The organism is Nocardia sp. NPDC057353, assembly GCF_042667085.1.
Classification (GTDB): domain Bacteria; phylum Actinomycetota; class Actinomycetes; order Mycobacteriales; family Mycobacteriaceae; genus Nocardia.
In genome coordinates this window covers 1-22171 of sequence record NZ_JBHVAK010000009.1, presented here as the reverse complement: position 1 = coordinate 22171, position 22171 = coordinate 1, and the positions used below count along the sequence as shown (strand labels likewise).

22 protein-coding genes are annotated in these 22171 nt (G+C 73.3%); 15 read left to right on the top strand and 7 right to left on the bottom strand.

The genetic code is table 11. The features are described from left to right. Positions 1-4 precede the first annotated feature (4 nt). Positions 5-322 carry a hypothetical protein gene (locus ACFUUZ_RS06505; protein WP_378693184.1) on the top strand — a complete coding sequence of 106 codons (318 nt, stop codon included), beginning with the start codon at positions 5-7 and terminating at the stop codon, positions 320-322. Here the strand turns inward: ACFUUZ_RS06505 and ACFUUZ_RS06500 are convergent. Then, positions 319-1872: a succinic semialdehyde dehydrogenase gene (locus tag ACFUUZ_RS06500; protein ID WP_378693409.1), complete on the bottom strand. Its 1554-nt coding sequence runs from the start codon at positions 1870-1872 to the stop codon at positions 319-321. The two genes, ACFUUZ_RS06505 and ACFUUZ_RS06500, sit on opposite strands and share 4 nt — an antisense overlap. 169 nt (positions 1873-2041) lie before the next feature. On the opposite strand from ACFUUZ_RS06500, the gene ACFUUZ_RS06495 reads away from it, so the two are divergent. The 4 genes from ACFUUZ_RS06495 to ACFUUZ_RS06480 are packed head-to-tail and all read left to right on the top strand — an operon-like array spanning position 2042 to position 5902. Then, positions 2042-4519 (top strand): nitrate- and nitrite sensing domain-containing protein, encoded by a 2478-nt coding sequence (locus ACFUUZ_RS06495; RefSeq protein WP_378693182.1) that lies wholly within the window; start codon positions 2042-2044, stop codon positions 4517-4519. A 1-nt stretch (position 4520) separates the two neighbouring features. Further along, the gene (locus ACFUUZ_RS06490) at positions 4521-4928 is read left to right on the top strand and encodes a roadblock/LC7 domain-containing protein (protein WP_067651593.1); all 408 of its coding nucleotides are present in this window, start codon (positions 4521-4523) and stop codon (positions 4926-4928) included. A gap of 7 nt (positions 4929-4935) precedes the next feature. Next, positions 4936-5310 carry a DUF742 domain-containing protein gene (locus ACFUUZ_RS06485; protein WP_357014927.1) on the top strand — a complete coding sequence of 125 codons (375 nt, stop codon included), beginning with the start codon at positions 4936-4938 and terminating at the stop codon, positions 5308-5310. Further along, positions 5291-5902 carry an ATP/GTP-binding protein gene (locus ACFUUZ_RS06480; protein WP_378610668.1) on the top strand — a complete coding sequence of 204 codons (612 nt, stop codon included), beginning with the start codon at positions 5291-5293 and terminating at the stop codon, positions 5900-5902. Before ACFUUZ_RS06485 ends, ACFUUZ_RS06480 begins: the two co-directional genes overlap by 20 nt. Positions 5903-5947: 45 nt before the next feature. Here ACFUUZ_RS06480 and ACFUUZ_RS06475 read toward each other — a convergent pair whose 3' ends face one another. The 4 genes from ACFUUZ_RS06475 to ACFUUZ_RS06460 form a co-directional block, all read right to left on the bottom strand. Beyond that, positions 5948-6337, bottom strand: a complete 390-nt coding sequence (locus tag ACFUUZ_RS06475) for an NUDIX domain-containing protein (protein ID WP_378693180.1) — start codon at positions 6335-6337, stop codon at positions 5948-5950. A 9-nt stretch (positions 6338-6346) separates the two neighbouring features. After that, positions 6347-7411, bottom strand: a complete 1065-nt coding sequence (locus tag ACFUUZ_RS06470) for an aminotransferase class V-fold PLP-dependent enzyme (protein WP_378693178.1) — start codon at positions 7409-7411, stop codon at positions 6347-6349. 159 nt (positions 7412-7570) lie between these two features. After that, on the bottom strand, positions 7571-8683 hold the full coding sequence (locus ACFUUZ_RS06465; RefSeq protein WP_378693176.1) for a DNA glycosylase AlkZ-like family protein: 1113 nt from the start codon (positions 8681-8683) through the stop codon (positions 7571-7573). Beyond that, entirely contained in the window at positions 8680-9060 is a 381-nt protein-coding gene (locus ACFUUZ_RS06460; protein ID WP_378693174.1) for a BlaI/MecI/CopY family transcriptional regulator, read from the bottom strand. The genes ACFUUZ_RS06465 and ACFUUZ_RS06460 overlap by 4 nt, the downstream gene beginning before the upstream one ends. A 104-nt stretch (positions 9061-9164) precedes the next feature. On the opposite strand from ACFUUZ_RS06460, the gene dinB reads away from it, so the two are divergent. After that, positions 9165-10412 (top strand): DNA polymerase IV, encoded by a 1248-nt coding sequence (gene dinB / locus ACFUUZ_RS06455; RefSeq protein WP_378693172.1) that lies wholly within the window; start codon positions 9165-9167, stop codon positions 10410-10412. 175 nt (positions 10413-10587) lie between these two features. After that, positions 10588-11544, top strand: a complete 957-nt coding sequence (locus ACFUUZ_RS06450) for an AraC family transcriptional regulator (RefSeq protein WP_378693170.1) — start codon at positions 10588-10590, stop codon at positions 11542-11544. Positions 11545-11607: 63 nt separating this feature from the next. Here ACFUUZ_RS06450 and ACFUUZ_RS06445 read toward each other — a convergent pair whose 3' ends face one another. Both ACFUUZ_RS06445 and ACFUUZ_RS06440 read right to left on the bottom strand, forming a co-directional pair. Next, the gene (locus tag ACFUUZ_RS06445; RefSeq protein WP_378693168.1) at positions 11608-12774 is read right to left on the bottom strand and encodes a thiolase family protein; all 1167 of its coding nucleotides are present in this window, start codon (positions 12772-12774) and stop codon (positions 11608-11610) included. Positions 12775-12877: 103 nt separating this feature from the next. Beyond that, positions 12878-14170 carry an FHA domain-containing protein gene (locus tag ACFUUZ_RS06440; protein ID WP_378693166.1) on the bottom strand — a complete coding sequence of 431 codons (1293 nt, stop codon included), beginning with the start codon at positions 14168-14170 and terminating at the stop codon, positions 12878-12880. Between the two features lie 144 nt (positions 14171-14314). Here ACFUUZ_RS06440 and ACFUUZ_RS06435 point away from each other — a divergent pair, with 144 nt between their 5' ends. The 8 genes from ACFUUZ_RS06435 to ACFUUZ_RS06400 form a co-directional block, all read left to right on the top strand. Further along, a complete protein-coding gene (locus ACFUUZ_RS06435; protein ID WP_378693164.1) occupies positions 14315-14719 on the top strand; it encodes a hypothetical protein in 405 nt (134 codons plus the stop codon). A 481-nt stretch (positions 14720-15200) separates the two neighbouring features. Further along, positions 15201-15581, top strand: a complete 381-nt coding sequence (locus tag ACFUUZ_RS06430; protein ID WP_378693162.1) for an NADH-quinone oxidoreductase subunit A — start codon at positions 15201-15203, stop codon at positions 15579-15581. A gap of 29 nt (positions 15582-15610) precedes the next feature. Continuing rightward, a complete protein-coding gene (locus tag ACFUUZ_RS06425) occupies positions 15611-16165 on the top strand; it encodes an NADH-quinone oxidoreductase subunit B family protein (RefSeq protein WP_357014956.1) in 555 nt (184 codons plus the stop codon). A gap of 287 nt (positions 16166-16452) precedes the next feature. Continuing rightward, on the top strand, positions 16453-17166 hold the full coding sequence (locus ACFUUZ_RS06420) for an NADH-quinone oxidoreductase subunit C (protein WP_378693407.1): 714 nt from the start codon (positions 16453-16455) through the stop codon (positions 17164-17166). Positions 17167-17225: 59 nt separating this feature from the next. Next, entirely contained in the window at positions 17226-18503 is a 1278-nt protein-coding gene (locus ACFUUZ_RS06415) for an NADH-quinone oxidoreductase subunit D (protein WP_378693405.1), read from the top strand. Beyond that, positions 18500-19219, top strand: a complete 720-nt coding sequence (gene nuoE, locus ACFUUZ_RS06410; protein WP_378693159.1) for an NADH-quinone oxidoreductase subunit NuoE — start codon at positions 18500-18502, stop codon at positions 19217-19219. The genes ACFUUZ_RS06415 and nuoE overlap by 4 nt, the downstream gene beginning before the upstream one ends. A 61-nt stretch (positions 19220-19280) precedes the next feature. Beyond that, on the top strand, positions 19281-20630 hold the full coding sequence (nuoF, locus tag ACFUUZ_RS06405; protein WP_378693157.1) for an NADH-quinone oxidoreductase subunit NuoF: 1350 nt from the start codon (positions 19281-19283) through the stop codon (positions 20628-20630). Beyond that, the coding region (locus tag ACFUUZ_RS06400) for an NADH-quinone oxidoreductase subunit G (RefSeq protein ID WP_378693155.1) at positions 20627-22171 on the top strand (1545 nt) is incomplete at its 3' end. The genes nuoF and ACFUUZ_RS06400, both read left to right, overlap by 4 nt.

The following is a 22171-nucleotide window of genomic DNA, read 5'->3' as shown; positions in this document are numbered from 1 at the left end:
CCCCATGCAGACCATCCCGGCCGCCCGCCCCGCGCTCGCGGCCGCCGCGCTCGCGCTCGCCCTGACCGCCTGCACCGACGTGGAGCGCTTCCTGAACCAGGGCGGCGATACGCCGTGCAGCGAGTACGTCCGCCAGGACCAGGACACCAAGCGGATCACCATCACCAAGTTCGTGCAGGAGCAGCAGAAGTCCGACGCGCAGCCCTCCGGCACCGCGGTGGACGCCACCATGATCTCGGTCGACCTGCTCTGCGGGGTCCAGCGCAATGCCGAGACCCCGATCCGGAACGCCGATATCGCCGGAATCTTCCTGCAGCGCTAGCGGCCGGGCAGGAACCGGAGCCCGCGCGTGATGCTCATCAGCACCCGCTGCCAGACCGCGGCGGGCACCAGCGGCGGGGTGTCCAGGTTCAGGAACCGGGTGACCACGACGGTCTGCGGCTCGGTGTACTTGAGCAGCCCGTCCGCGCCGTGTCTGCGGCCGACGCCGGAGCTGCCCATGCCGCCCATCGGGGCGCCGGTGGTGCCCCAGGCGGGCGCGTACCCCTCGTCCACGCAGACCGTGCCCGCGCGCAGCCGGGCGGCGATCCGCTCGCCCTCGGCCTTGGTGCGCGCCCAGACGCTGGCGTTCAGGCCGTACTCGGTGTCGTTCGCCAGCCGGACCGCCTCGTCCACGCTGTCCACCGGGTAGAGCGAGACCAGCGGGCCGAAGGTCTCGGCGCGGCCGCACTCCATCTCGTCGGTGACGTCGGCGAGCACCGTCGGCTCGAAGAACAGCGGCCCCAGATCCGGGCGGGCCTTCCCGCCCGCGAGCACGGTGGCGCCCTTGGAGGTGGCGTCGGCGACGTGCTTGGTCACCGTCTCCAGCTGCGCGGCCGAGATGAGCGAGCCGACCTCGGCGGTGTAGCCGTAGCCCGCGCCGATCCGGGCGGCGCCGACCGCGCGCAGGAACTTCGCGGTGAACTCGTCGGCGACCGCGCGCTCCACGTAGAGCCGCTCGATCGAGATGCAGAGCTGCCCGGCGTTGGAGAAGCAGGCGCGCACCGCGGCCTTCGCGGCGCGGTCCAGGTTCGCCCCGCGCGCCACGATCATCGGGTTCTTGCCGCCGAGCTCGGCGGAGAAGCCGATGAGCCTGCGCCCGGCGCGCTCGGCCAGGGTGCGGCCGGTGGCCGACGACCCGGTGAACATGAGGTAGTCGCAGGCGTCGGCGATGGCGGTGCCGACCTCGGTGCCAGGGCCGGGCACCACCTGCAGCAGCCCGCGCGGCAGCCCGGCGCGGTAGAGCAGGTCGGCGGCGGCGAGCGCGGAGAAGGGGGTCTGGCTGTCCGGCTTGACCACGACGGCGTTGCCCGCGAGCAGCGCGGGGATGGCGTCGCCGACCGAGAGCAGCATCGGGTAGTTCCACGGCGCGATCACGCCGACGACGCCCTTGGGCTGGGTGCGCACGCTCGCCCGGTTCAGCAGCGGGAAGGCGCCGGGCACCGCCTGCGGGCGCAGCAGCGCCTGCGCGTTGCGGGTGAACCAGCGGGCGGCGAAGAGCATGCCCATGATCTCCTCCTGGGCCGCCCAGCGCGCCTTGCCGGTCTCGGCCTGGACGATGTCCATGAGCTCGTCGCGGTGCCGCACCAGCAGCCCGCGGAAGCGGTCGAGCACCGCCGCGCGCTCGGCGACCTCGCGCGCTGCCCACCTGGCCTGCGCGGCGCGCGCGGCGCCGAACGCGGCATCGACATCGGCGGCGGTGCCGACCGGGACGGTGCCGAGCGGCTCGCCGGTGAAGGTCTCCGGGATGGTGCGGGTGCCGCGGGCGGCGGCGTCATCGATCGCGGCGAGATCGCTGAGGCGGGTGAACACAGCGGCGGCGGGAGCGGGCATCATCGGCCTCCTACTACTCGGTAACCCCGGATCACCAGAATCTACGCCGCGACCGCCGGGTTGCCCAGCAGGCAGAGCACGCCGACCGGTCTGTCTGCGATTGTCAACTCGAGTCCCGTTCAGCGGGACAGAATCGGACTACGAGTAGGTAACTGGCTAGTTTTAGCCGATGTTCACTGCGAGACTCGGTGTCCGCACCAGAGTGTTGGCAATCGCGCTCGTCCCGAGTCTGTCACTCCTGGCGGTCGGTGTCGGGACCACGTCGTACCTGGTATCGGAGTCCAACAAGACCCACGAGTGGGCGGTCGAGACCCAGAACGCCCTGGCGGGGACCCGCGACCTGGTGGAGGGCGCGCAGGCCGAACGGCTCGCCTCGATGGCCAGGTTGAGCGGCGACAACGAGGCGGCGGCCGGGCTCGCTGCCGCGCGCGCGAAGCTGGACGGCGCCGTCAAGGCCCTGGAGTCGGCGAAGGTCGCGATGGGCGAGGTCACCGACGACCTGGCCGACGTCGGCGGCATCGACGCCATGATGAAGTACCTGGCCCAGCTGCGGACCGCGATCGACGCGGGCCAGCTGCCCGCCGCCGACGCCTACAACTTCTTCAACCAGGTCATCGACGGCATCGTCCTCGGTTCGCAGATCTCCCAGCAGCTCGCGCCGGACGCCGAGATCGGTGTCGAGCTGGCCGAGGCCATGCAGATCCTGAAGTCGGCCGAGGCGATGTCGCGCGCCACCGCGCTCGCGGTGGCGATGGAGTCGCCCACCGGCGGGCAGTCGGTCGCGGTCGAGGAGTTCGCCCGCCAGGTCGGCTACTACCGCATCGAGATCGGCAACCTGAGCCGCGACATCGACCCCGAGCAGAAGTCCGTCGCCACCTCGCTGATCAACAGCGTCTCCTGGCAGAAGCTGGACGTGGTCGAGAACGTCATCGGCTGGCGCGGGGTCGCCCGCGCGGCCGCCGCCACGGAGGGCGCCTCGACGCAGAGCGGTTCGTCGTCGGCGAGCACCCGGTCGGCCGGGCTGCCGCCGCTGCCCATGCCGAACGCCGAGTGGCAGGCCGCGGCCGCGGACGTGAACCGCCAGCTCATCGACATGTGGATCGCGCAGAGCGCGCGCACCAACGGCATCGCCGAGGCCAAGTCCGACGAGGACTCGCAGAACGCCCTGCTCGCCGGGATCGGCGTCGGCGCGATCAGCCTGCTCGCCATCGGCACCTCGGTGCTGCTCGCGAACCGGATCATCCGGCGGCTCAAGCGACTCCGCTCGGAGACGCTGACCCTGGCCGATGTCACGCTGCCGGAGATGATGCGCAAGCTGGAGAACAACGAGCCGGTCGACCCGGCCTCGGAGATCCCCAAGCTGGACTTCGGCTCCGACGAGATCGGCGAGGTCGCCGAGGCCTTCGAGCACGCCGCCGGTGCGGCGGTGAAGGCCGCGGTCGCCGAGGCCCGCACCCGTGAGGGCGTGAAGTCGGTGTTCCTGAACATCGCGCACCGCAGCCAGGTCGTCGTGCACCGGCAGCTGGAGATCCTGGACGAGGCCGAGCGCAAGCAGGAGGACCCGGCGCTGCTGGACACCCTGTTCCGCCTCGACCACCTCGCCACCCGCGAGCGCCGCAACGCCGAGAACCTGATCATCCTCGGCGGCGGGCAGGTCGGGCGGCAGTGGCGCAACCCGGTCGCCATGATCGACCTGGTCCGCTCCGCGGTCGGCGAGACGCTGGACTACTCCCGGGTCCGGGTGGCGCGGATGCCGCAGGTGCACGTCCTCGGCGGCGTGGTCGCCGACCTGGTGCACCTGCTCGCCGAGCTGGTCGACAACGCCACCACCTTCTCCCCGCCGCAGTCGCGGGTCGAGGTCACCGGCAATGTCGTCGGGCGCGGCGTGGTCGTCGAGATCGAGGACCAGGGCATGGGCATGCCCACCGGCGACATCGTGCGCACCAACCAGATGATGGCCGACCCGCCGGACTTCGGCGTCGCCTCGCTCTCCGGCGATTCCCGGCTCGGGCTCTTCGTGGTCGCGCGGCTGGCGGCGCGGCACGAGATCGCGGTAAAGCTCGCCGAGTCCGACTACGGCGGGATCAGGGCCATCGTGCTCATCCCGTCCGCGCTGCTCGCGGGCGCGGTGCCGGACGGCCAGTCCGTCGGCACCCCCGCCGTCGGGCGCCCGGCCTCGGTCCCCGCGCTGGAACCGCCGGTGCGGCACGCGGAATCGGCCGCGAGCTCCCCGCTCCCGGCCGCCACGCTGGTCGCCGACCCGCCGGAGGAGACGCAGACCTTCCGCCCGCAGGTCGAGTCGCAGCCCTTCCGGCCCCCGGAGGCGCCCGCCTACACCGGCGAGCGGCCCCAGCCGTACAACCCGAACACCCCGGCGCCGACCCGGCCGCCCGCCGCGCAGCCCCCCGCCGCCCAGCCGCTGCTGCAGGACGGCAGGCCCGCGCTGCCGCGCCGCAACCGGCAGGCGAACCTGAACCCGCAGCTCGAACGCGACCCGGAGCCGACGACGCAGACCCGTGCGCCGGAACGCCCTCGGCTCACCGCGGAGCAGGCCCGAGATCTGATCTCGGCCATCGAGAACGGAACCCGACAGGGACGCAAGCCGCTCAGCGGCGACGCGTCCGGCAACGACAGACAGGAAGGCTGAGGTGAACTCTCCCAACCCCGGCGATCTCAACTGGCTTCTCGACGACCTCGTCGACCGACTCGCCGGTGTGCGGCACGTGGTGGTGCTCTCCACCGACGGCCTCCTGCTCGGTCGCTCGAACGCGCTGACCCAGGAGGACGCCGAGCACTTCGCCGCCATGTCGTCCACGCTCTACGGCCTCGCCCGCAGCGCGGGCGCCCGGTTCGAGGGTGGCGGAGTACGCCAAGCCATGATCGAGCTCGACCGGGCCGTTCTCTTCGTGACCTCGGCGGGCAGCAACGCGTGTCTCGCGCTCCAGGCGAACGATTCCGCGAACCTGGGTATGGTCGCCTACGAAATGAACCTCACCGTCCAGCGGGTCGGCAACTACCTGTCGACCACACCGCGACACAGATTGGCCGAGCTCTAGGATCGCGATGACACGACAGGGCGAGCACTGGTTCGACGACGCGGCCGGCCCTCTGGTCCGGCCCTACGCACTCACTCGGGGCCGCACCATGGGGGCGGCCCACGACCTGGACATGCTGACGGTCGTGGTGGTCACCCACCCGGCCCCGATCCTGCGCCGGGTCGAGCCCGAATACGCGGAAATCGTTCGCCTGTGCGCGGTTCCGCAGTCCGTGGCCGAGGTCTCTGCAACACTGAAGCTACCTCTGGCTGTGACGAAGATCCTCGTCGGTGATCTGATCAGCGAGAACCACCTGATCTTCCGGGCGCCGGTTCAAGCCGACGCCGGGCCCGGCGACATCAACATTTTGCGAGCGGTGCTGGATGGAATCCGAAGAATTTGACCCGAACCGGCAGGGCGCCGGTGTCCCGAACCTGGCGGCCTCCGTCAAGATCCTGATCGCGGGAGGGTTCGGCGTCGGCAAGACGACGATGGTCTCCGCGATCAGCGAGATCGCGCCGCTGCGCACCGAGGAGCTGATCACCGAGGTCAGCACCGGAGTGGACGACCTCTCCGGGGTGGAGCAGAAGTCGACCACCACGGTGGCGCTCGACTTCGGCCGCATCTCGATCGACCGGGACCTGGTGCTCTACCTGTTCGGCACGCCGGGGCAGGACCGGTTCTGGTTCCTCTGGGACGAGCTGGCCCGCGGCGCGCTCGGCGCCGTCGTGCTCGCCGACACCCGTCGGCTCGGCAACTCCTTCGCCGCGATCGACTACTTCGAGCGCCGCGGGCTGCCGTTCATCGTCGGCGTGAACTGCTTCGACGGCGCGCCCAGCTACAGCGAGGACGAGGTGCGCGACGCCCTCGACCTCGACCCCGGCACCCCGGTGCTGCTGTGCGACGCGCGCTCGCGGCAGTCGTCGAAGACGGTGCTGCTGACGCTCGTCGAGCACCTCATCGCCCGCGCGAACCGGGCGCCCGTCCCGAGCTGACGGGCCGACCCGGTCGGCGGGCACTCCGGTGCGTGCCGACCGGGGTCAGCGCAGCCCGCCCTCGGCCGCCAGGTCGTCGAAGAGCAGCTGGTCGACCGGCGGCACCAGGGGCCGGTCGGCGTAGCGGAACCACGCGAGTTCCGCGATCTCCGCGCTCGCGGTGATGGTGCCGCGGTACTCGGCGGTGTAGCAGGCCATCCGGACGAGCACCGGCCCGTCGACCGCCTCGTAGGTGCCGACGTGCCGCAGGCTGCCCGGCAGCAGCGCGACGGTGAGTTCCTCGGTGATCTCGCGCAGCAGCGTCTGCTCGTCGCTCTCCCCCGCCTCGCGCTTGCCGCCGGGCACGTAGAAGACGTCCTTGCCGCGCGGCCGCGCGCACAGCACCCTGCCCTCCCGCACCAGGATCCAGGCCACGGTGTCGATCAGCTGCGTCACCGGTGCAGCCTAGCGACCGGCCTCCCGGAGCACGGTCAGCGCCCGCTCGACATCGGCGCCGGTGTTGTAGAGGTGGAACGACACCCGCAGCCCGCCGCCGCGCGCGGAGGCGACGACGCCGCCCGCGGCCAGCGCCTCGGCGTGCACGGCACCGCCCGGCACCGTCACGATCGGCGAATCACCGGGCACCGCCGGGAGACCGAGCTCCGCGAGACCGTCCCGGAAGGCCGCGGCCAGGGTCCGGTCGTGCGCGCCGATCGCCGCGACGCCGAGCCGGTGCACCAGGTCGAGTCCGGCGAGCGAGGCGGCGACGCCGTACCAGTCGGGGGTATCGTCGAGGCGGTGCGCGCCGGTGGAGAGCGGGCCGAAGCCGTACATGTCGCCCCAGCGGTCGGCCCCGGCGTACCAGCCCGCGGCGAGCGGGACGGCGCCGTCGAGCGCCTCCGGCCGCACCGCGAGCAGGCTCACCGAGCGGGCGCCGAGCAGCCACTTGAAGGTGGCGCAGACCCAGAAGTCGGCGTCGGCGAAGCGCAGCGGCAGCCACCCCGCGGCCTGGGTGGCGTCGATCAGCAGCCGGGCGCCGTGCGCGTGCGCGGCGGCGCGCAGCGCGGCCGGGTCGACGGTGCGGCCGTCCGCCGACTGGGTGAGGCTCACCGCGACCAGCGCGGTCTCCGGCCGCACCGCGGCGGCCAGCTCGTCCACCGGTGCGGCCCGCACCACCAGGTCGCCGCGGAAGCGGAACGGGTTCGGCACCGAGGCGAAATCGCCCTCGGCGACCAGCACCTCGGCCCCGGCGGGCAGCGCGGCGGCGACCCGGCCGACCAGCCCGGCCACGGTGCCGCCGATCGCGATGTCGGCGGCGGTGGCGCCGGTGAGCAGCCGGGCGAAGCTCGCGCGCAGCTCCGGCACCAGGTGGTCGTAGCTGCCCGGGACGCCGCGGCCCGAACTCCAGCCCGCCTGTACCGCCGCCAGGGCGGCCCGGCCGCGGGCGGGCAGCAGCCCGTGCGACGCGGTGTTCAGATAGGTCAGCTCCGGGGCGAATTCACCGGGGGCCAGCGGGTCGGCGGGCGTCATGCTGCCCAGTCTCCGGGCGGGCGGGACGCCGGTCCATAACCACCTGCCCCGCGCTGGACCGATTCCGGACGGGCCCGGTCCCGGGCAGTGGAACCGGCCGCCGATTCGCGCCCTCCGGCGGTCGCGACGGGTGAGGCGGCGGCCCCGCGAGCCGTGGCGTCAGCCGACGCGCGCCCGCAGCCTCGCCCCGGTGGCGGCCTCGAGCCGCGCCACGGCCGCACTCAGCTCCTTCGGCGGCGGCGCCTTCCCGAACGGGGTGATGACGACGTCGTCGCCGTCCCGCTCCCAGGTCCCGGTGACCCGCCCGCCCTGCACCAGCACCGGCGAGATCCACCCGCCGGGGCGGCTCACGGCGGCGCGGTGCGCCGCGGGCACCAGCTCGGTGTCGGTGGTGCCCGGCCCGAGCACGTACTGGTCGAACCCGCCGAGCAGCAGCGCCCCGGGCGCGGGCCGGGCGGCGGCGAGCTCGTCCAGATCCGCGGTGCGGGCGAAGCAGCCGCGGCCGTCCACCTCGACGGGGGTGAGCTCGGCGCCGAGCTCGGCGAACCAGCGCCGTACCGCCGTCCTGCGCAGCGAGTTCCGGCTCAGCCAGGCATCGAAGGTCTCGGGCGCGGCGGGGCCGTACGCGCCGAGGTAGGCCGGGATCAGGGCGGCGGCGGCCGCGTCCGGCTCCGGCAGCCCCGGCCAGCCGGTGACGGCCCGCGCGGGGGTGGTGAAGGTGACCCGGTTGCCCCGCATCGGACCGTGGCAGAGGATGCCCTGCCAGGCCAGCGGTTTGAGGATCGCCCCCCAGCCGGAGCGCAGCTGCTCGTCCAGGTGCGCGAGCCCGGGCCGGGCGACCACCGCGGCGACCAGCTCGTCCCTGGTGAGCGTGGCCGCGGCCAGGATCTCGGCGACGGCGGCGCCGAGCGCGGTGACCTGCTCCGGCGTCGCGCCGAAGTTCCGCGTCCAGACCGGCTTCTCCCAGGTGCGCGCCGAGGCCACGAGCGCGAGCGCGGCGGCCGCGTGCTCGGCGGTGAGCACGTGCAGGGTGCCGCGCATGGCCCAGGTGCGCAGCACCGTGCGCGCGGTGAGCGCGCCGGCCAGCGCGTCCGGCGCGGGCTCGGCGGAGCGCAGCGCGACGGCGAGCTCGGCGGCGGAGGCGACCTGCGCCTGCACCCCGGCCAGCCGGTGCGCGATCTCGACCGCCGAGCCCGCGGGTTCGGTGACGAACTGCCTGCGCAGCCGCCACCCGAAGACCTGCTCGGCGGTGAGCCGCACCGCCGAGCTCACGGCAGCCCCGGCGTCCGGCGCGCGGCGAGCCCGCGCAGCGCGGCGCGCAGCCCCGCGCTCTGCTCGGCGCTGACCAGCTCGACGAAGTGGCTGAAGACCAGGTCGGCGCGGCCGCCGGAGCCGAGCGCGTCGGCCATCACCCTGGCGCTGTGCTCCTCGCGGGTCAGGGTGGGCCAGTAGCGGTAGGCCTTGCCCGCGCGCTCCCTGGCCAGCCAGCCCTTGCGGTGCAGGTTGTCCATGGTCGACATGACCGTGGTGTAGGCGATGTCGCGCTCGCGGGCGAGCTCCTCGTGGATCTCCCGCACCGTGGTCGACTCGGTATCCCGATCCCAGAGCCGATCCATGACGACCGCCTCCAGATCTCCGAGGCCCCGCACCGCTGTCTCCTCCCGCCGCCGCTCCAGTGCCGGATCAGCGTACCGGTCGGCGCCGCCGGATCGGCCACGCCCGGCAGACACCGAACCACTCGGTATGCGAACATATGTTCGTGTCCAGCGGCGACGGTACTCCCCCGGCGGCGCACCGGCCCACCATCGCCACCAGGGCCGAGGCGTCGATCCTGCACGCCGACCTGGACTCCTTCTACGCCTCGGTGGAGCAGCGCGACGACCCCGCGCTGCGCGGCAGGCCGGTGATCGTCGGCGGCGGGGTGGTGCTGGCCGCGAGCTACGAGGCCAAGGCGCGCGGCATCCGGACCCCGATGGGCGGCGCGCAGGCCCGCAGGCTCTGCCCGGAGGCGATCACCGTCCCGCCGCGGATGGCGGCCTACGCCGAGGCGAGCAGGCGGGTGTTCGAGATCTTCCACGACACCACCCCGGTGGTCGAGGGGATCTCGATCGACGAGGCGTTCCTCGACGTCGGCGGGTTGCGCCGGATCGCGGGCGCGCCGGTCGGGATCGCGGAGCGGCTGCGGGCCAGGGTGGCGGGCGAGGTGGGGCTGCCGATCTCGGTGGGGATCGCGCGCACCAAGTTCCTGGCGAAGGTGGCCAGCGCGGTCGCCAAGCCGGACGGGCTGCGCGAGGTGCCGCCAGGCACCGAGCTGGACTTCCTGCACCCGCTGCCGGTGGAGCGGCTGTGGGGGGTCGGCGAGGTGACCGCGCGGACGCTGCGCGAGCACCGCATCACCCGCGTCGGCGACCTCGCCGAGCTCGGCGAGCGCGGGCTGCGCGGGATTCTCGGCCCGGCCGCGGCCAGGCACCTGCACGCGCTGTCCATGGCCCGCGACCCGCGCCGGGTCGAGACCGGGCGCAGGCGCCGCTCGATCGGTGCGCAGCGCGCGCTCGGCTCGCGCCCGCGGCCGCCGGAGGAGGTCGAGGCCTACCTGCACGGCCTCGCCGACCGGCTGGGCAGGCGGCTGCGCGGCGCAAACCGGGTGTGCCGGACGGTGGTGCTGCGGCTGCGCTTCACCGACTTCTCCCGCGCCACCCGCTCGCACACCCTGCCGGAGGCCACCGACGACGGCGCGGTGCTGCTGCACGCCGCCCGGCTGCTGCTGCACGCCGCCGCCCCGCTGATCGCCGACCGCGGCATCACCCTGATCGGCCTCGCGCTCACCAACCTCGGCGACGCCGGGACCGCGCAGCTCGCGCTGCCCTTCGAACCGCGCTCCGGCCACACCCTCGACGCCACCCTCGACGACCTGCGCCGCCGCTTCGGCAGCGCCGCCGTCACCAGGGCGGCGCTGCTGCACCGCGGTGAGGGGATCTCGGTGCCGATCCTGCCGGACTGAGGAAGGGTGGGGCCGGAGCAGCCCCCTCTTCCACTCCGACCCCGCCCGCCATGTCGACGGTAGAGGCCGGTGTCGCGGCACTGCGACCCTTTTCCTGCCCGATCGCGGTCATTTCCCGCACGCCCGCGCCCGGTAGATTCTTCGCCGGGACAGGGTGCGCGGAAGGTTTGTTCGGGTGGTGGAGTACTCCGCCGAGGATTTCTCGGCCGATATCGAGGATCCGACCGGGTCCTGGGCTTCCTACCTGGAGACCAGGCAGGGGTCGGTCGGGCTGACCTTTCCCGGCGACGGCTTCCGCTCGACGGCGTCGGCCCGGAACGTCGGGCGGCTACAGACCGTCCGGTTCACGACCGGTGCGCTCGGCTACCGCCGCGCGGCGAGCCACATCCGCAGGGGCGACGGCGAGAACAGCTATCGCCTGCTCATCCCGCTGCGCGGGCGGTTCCACCTGGAGCAGGGCGGGGCGCGCGAGATCCTGCACCCGGGCAGGGTGGCGTTCTTCCACTGGGGCAGCCCGCTGTCCATGACGCACGACGACAGCATCAGCGCCCTGATCCTCACCGTGCCCGAGGGCACCGTGGACGCGGCCCGCGCCGCGAAAGCGCCGCTGGCGCTGGACGACCGGCGCGCATTGGTGCGGGGGCTCTCCACCCAGGTGCGCTGGCTCGACGAGGCCGACGGCTGGACCACCGCCGATTTCAGCGCGGCCTACACCGGCGCGCTCGCGCAGTTGGACGCGGCGCTCAATCCGCACCCGGCGATCACCACCGGCAGGCTCGCGGAGCGGGCGGAGCTGGCCAGGACCCTGATCGAGGAGCACGCGCACGACAGCAGCGTCACCCCGGCCGCCATCGCGGGCATGGTCGGGCTGGCCGAGCGGACCCTGTACCGCGCGTTCGAGCAGGCCGGGTACCCGGCGCCGGGGGCGATGCTGCGCGGCGTCCGGCTCGCCCGCGCCCACCGGCGGCTCTGCACCGCGCTGCCGGTCGACCTGAGCGAGCTCGCCCGCGAGACCGGCTTCCCGAGCCTGCGCCGGTTCCGCGAGGCGTACCGGGAGCAGTACGGCCGCTCCCCGGCGGAGCACCGCGCGGAGCTGCTCGGCGAGCTCACCCCGCGGAGCGCCGCCTCCTGACGGCGCCGGACCGCGAAGACCGCGGGCCGGGAGCGGTTCCCGCGGTCTTCACGGCCCGCGCGCTCAGAGCCGCTCGATGATGGTGGCGTTGGCCAGCCCGCCCGCTTCGCACATGGTCTGCAGCCCGTAGCGGCCGCCGGTCTGCTCCAGGTGGTTCACCAGGGTGGCCAGGATGCGGGTGCCGGAGGCGCCGAGCGGATGCCCGAGCGCGATGGCGCCGCCGCGCGGGTTCAGCCTGGCCGGGTCGGCGGCGAGGTCGTGCTGCCAGACCAGCGGCACCGGGGCGAAGGCCTCGTTGACCTCGTAGGCGTCGATGTCGTCAATGCTCAGCCCGGCCCGGTCCAGCACCTTGCGGGTGGCGGGGATGACGGCGGTCAGCATGAGCAGCGGGTCGTCGCCGGTCACCGCGAAGGAGTGGAAGCGGGCGCGCGGGCGCAGGCCGAGCGCGTTCGCCTTCTCCTCGCTCATGATGAGCGCGGCCGAGGCGCCGTCGGTGAGCGGGGAGGAGTTGCCAGGGGTGATGGACCACTCGATCTCCGGGAAGCGCGCCTTGTGCTCGTCGTTCACGAAGGCCGGACGCAGCCCGGCCAGCTTCTCCGCGGTGGTGCCGGGGCGGATGGTCTCGTCCGCGGTGAGCGTGCCCGCGGCGACGAGTTCGTTGTCGAACCCGCCCGCGGCGGCGGTTTCGGCGGCGAGGCGGTGCGAGCGGGCGGCGAAGGCGTCCAGGGTGTCGCGGTCCAGCTTCCAACGCGCGGCCAGGATCTCGGCGGCGGTGCCCTGCTGGATCAGCCCCTCCGGGTAGCGGTGCGCGAGCGGGGCGCCGTTGGCGTCCTTGCCCTGCGCGTTGGAGAACATGGGCGCGCGGCTCATGGACTCGACGCCGCAGGCGATGGCGATGTCGTAGGCGCCGGAGATGACGCCCTGCGCGGCGAAGTGCGCGGCCTGCTGGCTGGAGCCGCACTGGCGGTCGACGGTGGTGGCGGGCACCGACTCGGGCAGCCCGGCGGCGAGCGCGGCGGTGCGGGTGATGTTGAACGCCTGCTCCCCCGCCTGCGTGACGCAACCGCCGATCACATCGTCGACCAGCGCCGGGTCGATGCCTGTCCGCTCGACGAGGGTGGCGAGCACGCCGGCGAGCAGCGTGGCCGGGTGCACATCCGCGAGCCCGCCTCCGGCTTTACCTTTGCCGGACGGGGTGCGGACAATGTCGACGATGACGGCGGAAGTCATGGCGGCTCCTGGCTCCGAGGCATCCGCCCGCTCCGCGGAGAGTGCGAATGCCGATTAACTTACTCGCACTGTACGCGGTCGGGCCGCGGCCGCGGAAGGGCGCTCAGGGCTGGTGCGCGGTGTCGAAGGTGAGTACCCGGCCGCCGAGCAGCAGCTGGGTGCCCGGCGCGAGCGGCATCGGGCGGCCGGGGACGGCGCGGGTCCACTCGTGGTGCCCGGCCGCGCGCAGGTGGGTGCCGTTGGTGGAGCCGCCGTCGACCACGGTGACGTCCCAGCCGAGCAGCCGGATCTCGGCGTGCGCCCGCGACATGCCGCCGGAGGGGTCGGGGATCCGGACCGGCCGCGCGCCGCGCGCGGCCACCGCCTCGTGGTGCTCGGGTTCGCGGCCGAGCACCAGGTCGCCGTCGAGTACCAGGGGTTGGCCGTCGTCGAGCAGCAGGATTCCGAGCGGCGGGCGCAGGCCGTCGGTGAGGCTGCGGCCCGGGTGGTCCATCGAGAGCCCGCAGACCGCGCAGTACCCGACCCTGGGGTCGTTGAGGTGACGGCGCGGGCAGGGGAAACCCTGCACCACGACGCCGCCGACCGGGGCGGCGGTGCGGGCGGGCGGCGCCGGGTCGCGCACCGCGTCGGCGGCGCTCGGGACGACGGTCTCCTCCAGGTCGGCGGGGATCACCGGGCGCGGCGCGGTGGTGCGGCGCGGGTCGCGCTGCGGGCCGGGGTACTCGGTGGGGGCGTTCTCCGGGGACCGCACGGGGTCGGCGTCGGGTTGCGGTGCGGCGGGTTCCGGGTGCAGCCGCTTATCCAGCACGACGCCGGTGCGGTGCCGCGCCTCCGGCCGGAGCAGCGGGGGGCCGTGCCCGTCGCCGTCGGTCCACAGCACGGCGGCCGCGCCGGGGACGGTGCCGCCGCTCAGCCCGAAGACGCCGCGCACCGGCAGGTTCTCCACCGTCCGCTCCGGCTCGTCGACGAACAGCCCGATCCCCACCGCGGGCGCCGGGGTGACCAGCCGGTCGACGGCGAAGCCCGCGTCGCGGCCGCGCAGGATCTCGGTGCGCTGCTCGGCGTCGAGCACCGCGCGCACCCCGCCGTGCAGGAACACCGCCACGCCTGCGCCGACCGGGGTCAGCACCCCGAATTCGACGCCCTCCTCGTCGGCGAGGCCCATGAGCCAGGTGGTCGCCAGCCGGGCGAAGGTCCGCCCCGGGTTCTCCGGATCCTCCGCCGCGGCGGTGGCGACCATGTCGAGCACCGCCCTGGTCTGCCGCCATGCCCGCGAGATCGCGGTCACCGGCGTCTCCGCGCGGTGCGCGACCACCGCGACCACGCCGTCCGCGACGGCCACGACGTGGCGGCCGGGCACCACCTCCACCTGCGCGGTTCCCGCGAGGCCCCGCATGCGCGCCCCCTCGCCGACGACGGTCCGGCCGGGCCGGAGCTGTTGGGGGAAATGCTAGAGCACCGGCGGGGTTCGCACCCGGCGCGCCGGGCGATCCGGGCGAACCTGCCGCGCGGGCGGGGGCGCCGGACGTACCATTCCGGCGTGGCCGATACCGCTCGCCCGCTCCGGGTCCTGGTCTACAGCAACGATGCCGACACCAGGCATCAGGTGATCACGGCCGTCGGCCGCAGGCCCGCAGCGGAGCTACCCGAGTTCGAGTACCTCGAGGTGGCGACCGGCGCCGTCGTGCTGGACCGGGTCGATGCAGGCGAGGTCGATCTCGCCATTCTGGACGGGGAGTCGGCGCCCACCGGGGGGTTGGGGTTGGCCAAGCAGCTCAAGGACGAGGTCTCCGACTGCCCGCCGGTGCTCGTGCTCACCGGGCGGGCGGATGATGCGTGGTTGGCGTCATGGTCGCGGGCCGAAGGGGTTGTTTCGCATCCGATCGATGCGTTTCGGCTCGTGGAGGCGATTGTTGCGGTTCTCCGGGGGCGTAGCGCCGCGTAAACCGTTCACGCGGGCCGAGTTCGAACCGGCACGTCGTGCGCGTCCCTGTGTCGCCTGCTTCGCGCTCGACTGATTTGCCTGGACGCCAGGCAGGTCCCGATCGGACCTCGGGCAGGTTCCGCCCAGCGAATGCTGAGCGATCTATTCATGTGCGATCGACATGAACCATCCGACGGGGTCGGGTGACGACGGACCCTCCGACCCCGTCGATGACGATCACGCCCCAACCTTGCGGACCACGCGACATTACCCCCGGCTCGCTCATGAATCGCAGTCCCGAATTCGATCAAAGAGCACCTCGGGAACCGGACGGAACACCGTTCTCCGGTTGTACTCTGTGCCCTAGCTCACAGAGACGTGGTGCCCCGCATAGCGGACGAGCCCGGCAGCCCCCGGACCCGGCCCGTCGGGTTCGTGCGCCCCCGAGCCGCCGGGCGGTTCACCCCGCCGACCCCAGCTCTCGAGGAGGGGAAGTGCCGTCGTGAACACCGAATTGCCTGCCCTGATTCTCGGCGGCCTCGCCGCCGCCTTCGCCGTCTTCTCCATCGGCCTCGCCGCCGTGATCGGCCCCAAGCGCTTCAACCGGGCCAAGCTCGAGCCGTACGAGTGCGGCATCGAGCCGACTCCGCACGCGGTCGGCGGCGGGCCGGGAAACGCTGCGGGCCAGCGCTTCCCGGTGAAGTACTACCTGACCGCCATGCTCTTCATCATTTTCGACATCGAGATCGTCTTCCTCTATCCGTGGGCGGTGCACTTCGACGCGCTCGGGGTGTTCGGGCTCGCGGCGATGGCGCTGTTCGTGCTGAACGTCTCGGTGGCCTACGCCTACGAATGGCGCCGCGGCGGGCTCAGCTGGGACTGAGCGGCGCACCCGACAACCGAGGACACACCATGGGTCTGGAAGAGAAACTGCCCAGCGGGTTCCTGCTGAGCACCGTCGAGGATCTCGCCGGGTATATGCGCAAGGGGTCGCTGTGGCCCGCCACCTTCGGGCTGGCCTGCTGCGCGATCGAGATGATGGCGACCGGCGGCGGCCGGTTCGACATCGCCCGGTTCGGGATGGAGGCGTTCCGCGCCTCGCCGCGGCAGGCGGATCTGATGATCGTGGCGGGCCGGGTGAGCCAGAAGATGGCGCCGGTGCTGCGCCAGGTCTACGACCAGATGACCGAGCCGAAATGGGTGCTGGCCATGGGGGTCTGCGCCTCCTCCGGCGGCATGTTCAACAACTACGCCATCGTGCAGGGCGTCGACCACGTCGTCCCGGTCGACATCTACCTGCCCGGCTGCCCGCCGCGCCCGGAGATGCTGCTCAACGCGATCCTGGCGCTGCACGCCAAGATCCAGGAGACCCCGCTCGGGGTGAACCGCGAGGAAGCCGTCAAGGCGGCCGAGGCGGCGGCGCTGGCCTCGACGCCGACCATCCGGATGGAGGGGCTGCTCCGATGAACGCGCCACGCTCGGAATCGGACTCGGGTGGCCGCGACGACTCCGCACCCGCCAGTGACCGGGTCTCCCCCGGTACGGGACCGGAGAGTCCCGACGCGGCGAAGGCGGCGAGCGCGCCTCCGCCGCGGAACGGCACCTCGGCGCCCGGCGCTGCGGAGCCGGACGCAGGCAATGCAGGACCGGGCACAGGCACTGCGGGACCGGGCGCGGGCAGTGCGGAACGAAGCGCCGAACCCGGCGCGCGGGACCGCACCCTGACCGCGGGCGCCCACCCGACCGCGGAGGGCATCGACGCCGCGGCGACGGCGGGCCCCGAGGGCACCGTCCCGGAGGAGCGCTCCACCGACCCCGAGGTGATCGGCGTGCGGCACGGCATGTTCGGCGTGCGCGGCACCGGCGACACCTCCGGCTACGGCGGGCTGGTCCGCCCGGTCAGCCTGCCCGGCGGCACCGCGCCGCCCTACGGCGGCTGGTTCGACGGCGCCGTGGCCGCGCTGCGCGCCGCGCTCGGCCCGCTCGCCCTGGAGCAGGCGCTGGCGAAGGTGGTCGTCTTCCGCGGCGAGCTCACCCTGCACGTGCACCGCGAGCACCTGCCGCCGGTGGCGCGGGCGCTGCGCGACGACGGCGCGCTGCGCTTCGAGCTCTGCCTGGGGGTGAACGGCGTGCACTACCCGGAGGATTCGGGCCGCGAGCTGCACGCGGTGTACCACCTGAGCTCGATCACGCACGGCCACCGGCTGCGGCTCGAGGTCGCCGCGCCGGACGCCGACCCGCACATCCCGTCGCTGTTCGCCATCTACCCGACGACGGACTGGCACGAGCGGGAGACCTACGACTTCTTCGGCATCGTCTTCGACGGGCACCCCTCGCTCACCCGCATCACCATGCCGGACGACTGGCGGGGCCACCCGCAGCGCAAGGACTACCCGCTCGGCGGAATCCCGGTCGAGTACAAGGGCGCGCGCATCCCGCCGCCCGATCAGCGGAGGGCCTACAGCTGATGAACCACACCGATATCGACAACCGCCCCAGGCACGCCAAGCCCGAGCCCGAACCCCCGATGGTGACCCTCGCCGGTCAGGACTGGGATCAGGTCGGCGCCGTGCTGGAGAGCGTCGCCGAGGAACGCATCGTGGTGAACATGGGGCCGCAGCACCCCTCCACGCACGGCGTGCTGCGGCTGATCCTGGAGATCGAGGGCGAGACCGTGGTGGAGGCGCGCTGCGGCATCGGCTACCTGCACACCGGGATCGAGAAGAACCTGGAGTTCCGCACCTGGACCCAGGGCGTCACCTTCGTGACCCGGATGGACTACCTCTCCCCGTTCTTCAACGAGACCGCCTACTGCTTGGGCGTGGAGCGGCTGCTCGACATCACCGAGGCGATCCCGGAGCGCGCCACCGTGGTCCGGGTGCTGCTCATGGAGCTGAACCGGATCTCCTCGCACCTGGTGGCGCTGGCCACCGGCGGCATGGAGCTGGGCGCGCTGACCGCCATGCTCTTCGGGTTCCGTGAGCGCGAGCTCATCCTGGACGTCTTCGAGACCGTCACCGGGCTGCGGATGAACCACGCCTTCATCCGTCCCGGCGGGCTGGCCCAGGACTTCCCGGACGAGGCAGTCGGCAAGGTCCGCGACCTGCTGACGCTGCTGCCGAAGCGGCTGCGCGAGCTGGAGCTGCTGCTCAGCAGCAACCCGATCTGGAAGGCCCGCACCAAGGGCATCGGGTACCTGGACCTGACCGGCTGCATGGCGCTCGGCATCACCGGCCCGGTGCTGCGCTCGGCCGGGCTGCCGCACGACCTGCGCCGCGCCCAGCCCTACTGCGGCTACGAGACCTACGAGTTCGACATCCCGACCGCCGCGGGCTGCGACTGCTACGGCCGCTACCTGATCCGGGTGGAGGAGATGAAGGAGTCGCTGAAGATCGTCGAGCAGTGCCTGGACCGGCTGCGGCCGGGCCCGGTCATGGTGGACGACAGGAAGATCGCCTGGCCCGCCGATCTGCAGGTCGGGCCGGACGGCCTCGGCAACTCCCCCGCGCACATCGGCAAGATCATGGGGTCGTCGATGGAGGGGTTGATCCACCACTTCAAGCTGGTCACCGAGGGGATCCGGGTGCCCGCCGGGCAGGTGTACTCGGCGGTGGAGTCGCCGCGCGGCGAGCTCGGGGTGCACATGGTCTCCGACGGCGGCACCCGCCCGTACCGGGTGCACTACCGCGACCCCTCGTTCACGAACCTGCAGGCGGTGGCGGCGATGTGCGAGGGCGGGCTGGTGGCGGACGTGATCGCCGCGGTCGCCAGCATCGACCCGGTGATGGGCGGGGTGGACCGATGACCGAGATCCTGCTGCGGCTCTCCACCCGCCCCGACCCGTTCCCGGATACCGTGCGCGAGCGGTTGACCCGCGATGCCGAGGCGGTCGTCGCGCGCTACCCGCACCCGCGCTCGGCGCTGTTGCCGCTGCTGCACCTGGTGCAGGCGGAGGAGGGGTTCGTCTCGGCCACCGGGATCGACTTCTGCGCGCAGCTGCTCGGGCTGACCGCGGCCGAGGTGACCGCGGTGGCGACCTTCTACTCCATGTACCGGCGCACCCCGACCGGCGACTACCACGTCGGGGTGTGCACGAACACGCTCTGCGCGGTGCTCGGCGGGGACGCCATCCTGGCCCGGCTGCGCGAGCACCTCGGGGTCGAGCACGGGCAGACCACCGACGACGGCGCGATCACGCTCGAGCACATCGAGTGCAACGCGGCCTGCGACTACGCGCCGGTGGTCATGGTGAACTGGGAGTTCTTCGACAACCAGACCCCGGATTCGGCGCAGGCGCTGGTGGACGCGCTGCGCGCGGGCGACCAGGTGGTGCCGACCCGCGGCGCCCCGCTCTGCCGGTTCCGGGACACCGCGCGGATCCTCGCCGGATTCCCGGACGAGCGCCCCGGCGCGCTGGACGGCATGGCAGGCGAGCCGACCCTGGCGGGTCTCCAGGTCGCGCGCGAGCAGGGCATGGCCGCACCGGAGCCGCCGACGCCCGGTGCAGAGGAGCCCCGGTGATCGCGCGACCCACCGCCGCGCCGACCCCGGTCGGCCCCGCCCCTACCGAGGAGTGTCCGGCATGACCACGCTGACACCGGTACTCAGCGAGCACTGGGACTCCCCCCGCTCCTGGACCCTGGACACCTACCACGAGCACGGCGGCTACGACGCGCTGCGCACCGCGCTCTCCATGGCCCCGGACGCGGTCATCCAGCTGGTCAAGGACTCCGGCCTGCGCGGGCGCGGCGGCGCGGGCTTCCCGACCGGCACCAAGTGGAGCTTCATCCCGCAGGGGCCGGGCCCGGACGGCACCGTTCCCCCGCACTACCTGGTGGTGAACGCCGACGAGTCGGAGCCGGGCACCTGCAAGGACATCCCGCTCATGATGGCGACCCCGCACGTCCTGGTGGAGGGCGCGATCATCGCCGCCTACGCCATCCGCGCGAGCCACGCGTTCCTCTACGTCCGCGGCGAGGTTGTCCCGGTGCTGCGCAGGCTCCAGGCCGCGGTCGCCCAGGCGTACGCCGCGGGCTACCTGGGCCGGAACATCCTCGGCTCCGGCTACGACCTGGAGCTGATCGTGCACGCCGGGGCGGGCGCCTACATCTGCGGCGAGGAGACCGCCCTGCTGGATTCGCTGGAGGGCAGGCGCGGCCAGCCCCGGCTGCGCCCGCCGTTCCCCGCGGTCGCCGGGCTCTACGCGCGCCCGACGGTGGTCAACAATGTCGAGTCGATCGCCAGCGTGCCGCCGATCATCCGCAACGGCATCGACTGGTTCCGCTCGATGGGCAGCGAGAAGTCGCCCGGCTTCACGCTGTACTCGCTCTCCGGGCACGTGGCCCGCCCCGGCCAGTACGAGGCGCCGCTCGGGATCACGCTGCGCGAGCTGCTCGCGTACGCGGGCGGGGTGCGGGCGGGGCACCGGGTGAAGTTCTGGACCCCGGGCGGCTCGTCGACGCCGCTGTTCACCGACGACCACCTCGACGTCCCGCTGGACTACGAGCACGTCGCCGCCGCCGGTTCCATGCTCGGCACCAAGGCGCTGCAGATCTTCGACGAGACCACCTGCGTGGTGCGGGCGGTGCTGCGCTGGACCGAGTTCTACGCGCACGAGTCCTGCGGCAAGTGCACGCCGTGCCGGGAGGGCACCTACTGGCTGGTCCAGCTGCTGCGCAGGCTGGAGACCGGCGACGGGACCGAAGCGGACCTGGACACCCTGCTCGATCTCTGCGACAGCATCAACGGCAAGTCGTTCTGCGCGCTCGGCGACGGCGCGGCGAGCCCGATCCTGTCCTCGCTGAAGTACTTCCGCGAGGAGTACCTGGAGCACCTGCGCCGCGGCGCCTGCCCGTTCGACCCCGCGGCGAGCACCGCGTGGGCCGACGGCGGGTGGCAGCAGGCGGGCGCGGACCTGGAGGGAGCGCGATGACCGCCACCGTGCCCGGCACCGGCCGGGAGCAGGCAGCCACCGACCTGGTGACGCTGACCATCGACGACACCGAGATCAGCGTGCCGAAGGGGACGCTGCTGATCCGCGCCGCGGAGCTGGTCGGGATCCAGATCCCGCGGTTCTGCGACCACCCGCTGCTCGACCCGGTCGGCGCCTGCAGGCAGTGCCTGGTCGAGGTGGAGGGGCAGCGCAAACCGGTGGCGTCCTGCACCGTCGCGGTCACCGAGGGCATGGTGGTGCGCACCCAGCTCACCTCGGCGGCGGCGAACCGCGCCCAGGAGGGCGTGATGGAGCTGCTGCTCATCAACCACCCGCTGGACTGCCCGGTCTGCGACAAGGGCGGGGAGTGCCCGCTGCAGAACCAGGCCATGGCCTCGGGGCGCACCGAATCGCGCTTCGACGGGGTCAAACGCACCTACCCCAAACCGATCCCGCTCTCCACGGCGGTGCTGCTGGACCGCGAGCGCTGCGTGCTCTGCGCGCGCTGCACCCGGTTCTCCCAGCAGGTGGCGGGCGACCCGTTCATCGAGCTCATGGACCGCGGCGCGCTGCAGCAGGTCGGCACCGCCGAGACCGAACCGCTGGACTCCTACTTCTCCGGCAACACCGTGCAGATCTGCCCGGTCGGCGCGCTCACCGGCACCGCCTACCGCTTCCGGGCCCGCCCGTTCGACCTGGTCTCCAGCCCGAGCGTGTGCGAGCACTGCGCCTCGGGCTGCGCGCAGCGCACCGACCACCGGCGCGGCAAGGTCCTGCGCCGCCTGGCAGGCGACGACCCGCAGGTCAACGAGGAGTGGAACTGCGACAAGGGCCGCTGGGCCTTCGCCTACGGCACCGAGCGCGACCGGATCACCACCCCGCTGGTGCGCGGCGCCGACGGCGAGTTGGCCCCCGCCTCCTGGTCCGAGGCGCTCGCCATCGCCGCCGTCGGGTTGAGCGAGGCGCACGGCGCGGCCGGGGTCCTGGTCGGCGGCCGGGCGACCGAGGAGGACGCCTACGCCTACGCCAAGTTCGCGCGGGTCGCGCTCGGCAGCAACGACATCGACTTCCGGGCCAGGGCGCACTCGGCCGAGGAGGCGGAGTTCCTGGCGGCGCTGGTGGCCGGGCGCGGGGTCGGCGTCGACTACGCCGCGCTGGAGCGGGCCCCGATCGTGCTGCTCGCCGGGTTCGAGCCGGAGGAGGAGTCGCCGATCGTCTACCTGCGGCTGCGCAAGGCGGCGCGCAGCCGCCGGCTGCCGGTGTACGCGATCGCGCCGTTCACCTCGCGCGGGCTGACCCGGATGTCCGGCACGCTGCTGCGCACCGAGCCGGGCGGCGAGCCCGCCCTGCTGGACGCGCTGCGCACCGACACCGGCACCGCCGCGCGGCTGCTGCGCGAGCCGGGTGCGGTGATCCTGGCCGGTGAGCGGCTGGCGGCCACGCCGGGTGCGCTCTCGGCGGTGGCGCGGCTGGCGGCGGAGTCCGGCGCCGGGCTCGCCTGGGTGCCGCGCCGGGCCGGGGAGCGCGGCGCGGTCGAGGCC

What these genes read in the sequence shown, in the direction of transcription:
- ACFUUZ_RS06505 (WP_378693184.1), top strand. Translation starts at nt 5, where the DNA reads ATGCAGACCATCCCGGCCGCCCGCCCCGCGCTCGCGGCCGCCGCGCTC.
- ACFUUZ_RS06500 (WP_378693409.1), bottom strand. Translation starts at nt 1,872, where the DNA reads ATGCCCGCTCCCGCCGCCGCTGTGTTCACCCGCCTCAGCGATCTCGCC.
- ACFUUZ_RS06495 (WP_378693182.1), top strand. Translation starts at nt 2,042, where the DNA reads ATGTTCACTGCGAGACTCGGTGTCCGCACCAGAGTGTTGGCAATCGCG.
- ACFUUZ_RS06485 (WP_357014927.1), top strand. Translation starts at nt 4,936, where the DNA reads ATGACACGACAGGGCGAGCACTGGTTCGACGACGCGGCCGGCCCTCTG.
- ACFUUZ_RS06480 (WP_378610668.1), top strand. Translation starts at nt 5,291, where the DNA reads ATGGAATCCGAAGAATTTGACCCGAACCGGCAGGGCGCCGGTGTCCCG.
- ACFUUZ_RS06470 (WP_378693178.1), bottom strand. Translation starts at nt 7,411, where the DNA reads ATGACGCCCGCCGACCCGCTGGCCCCCGGTGAATTCGCCCCGGAGCTG.
- dinB (WP_378693172.1), top strand. Translation starts at nt 9,165, where the DNA reads ATGTTCGTGTCCAGCGGCGACGGTACTCCCCCGGCGGCGCACCGGCCC.
- ACFUUZ_RS06445 (WP_378693168.1), bottom strand. Translation starts at nt 12,774, where the DNA reads ATGACTTCCGCCGTCATCGTCGACATTGTCCGCACCCCGTCCGGCAAA.
- ACFUUZ_RS06440 (WP_378693166.1), bottom strand. Translation starts at nt 14,170, where the DNA reads ATGCGGGGCCTCGCGGGAACCGCGCAGGTGGAGGTGGTGCCCGGCCGC.
- ACFUUZ_RS06425 (WP_357014956.1), top strand. Translation starts at nt 15,611, where the DNA reads ATGGGTCTGGAAGAGAAACTGCCCAGCGGGTTCCTGCTGAGCACCGTC.
- ACFUUZ_RS06415 (WP_378693405.1), top strand. Translation starts at nt 17,226, where the DNA reads ATGGTGACCCTCGCCGGTCAGGACTGGGATCAGGTCGGCGCCGTGCTG.
- nuoE (WP_378693159.1), top strand. Translation starts at nt 18,500, where the DNA reads ATGACCGAGATCCTGCTGCGGCTCTCCACCCGCCCCGACCCGTTCCCG.
- nuoF (WP_378693157.1), top strand. Translation starts at nt 19,281, where the DNA reads ATGACCACGCTGACACCGGTACTCAGCGAGCACTGGGACTCCCCCCGC.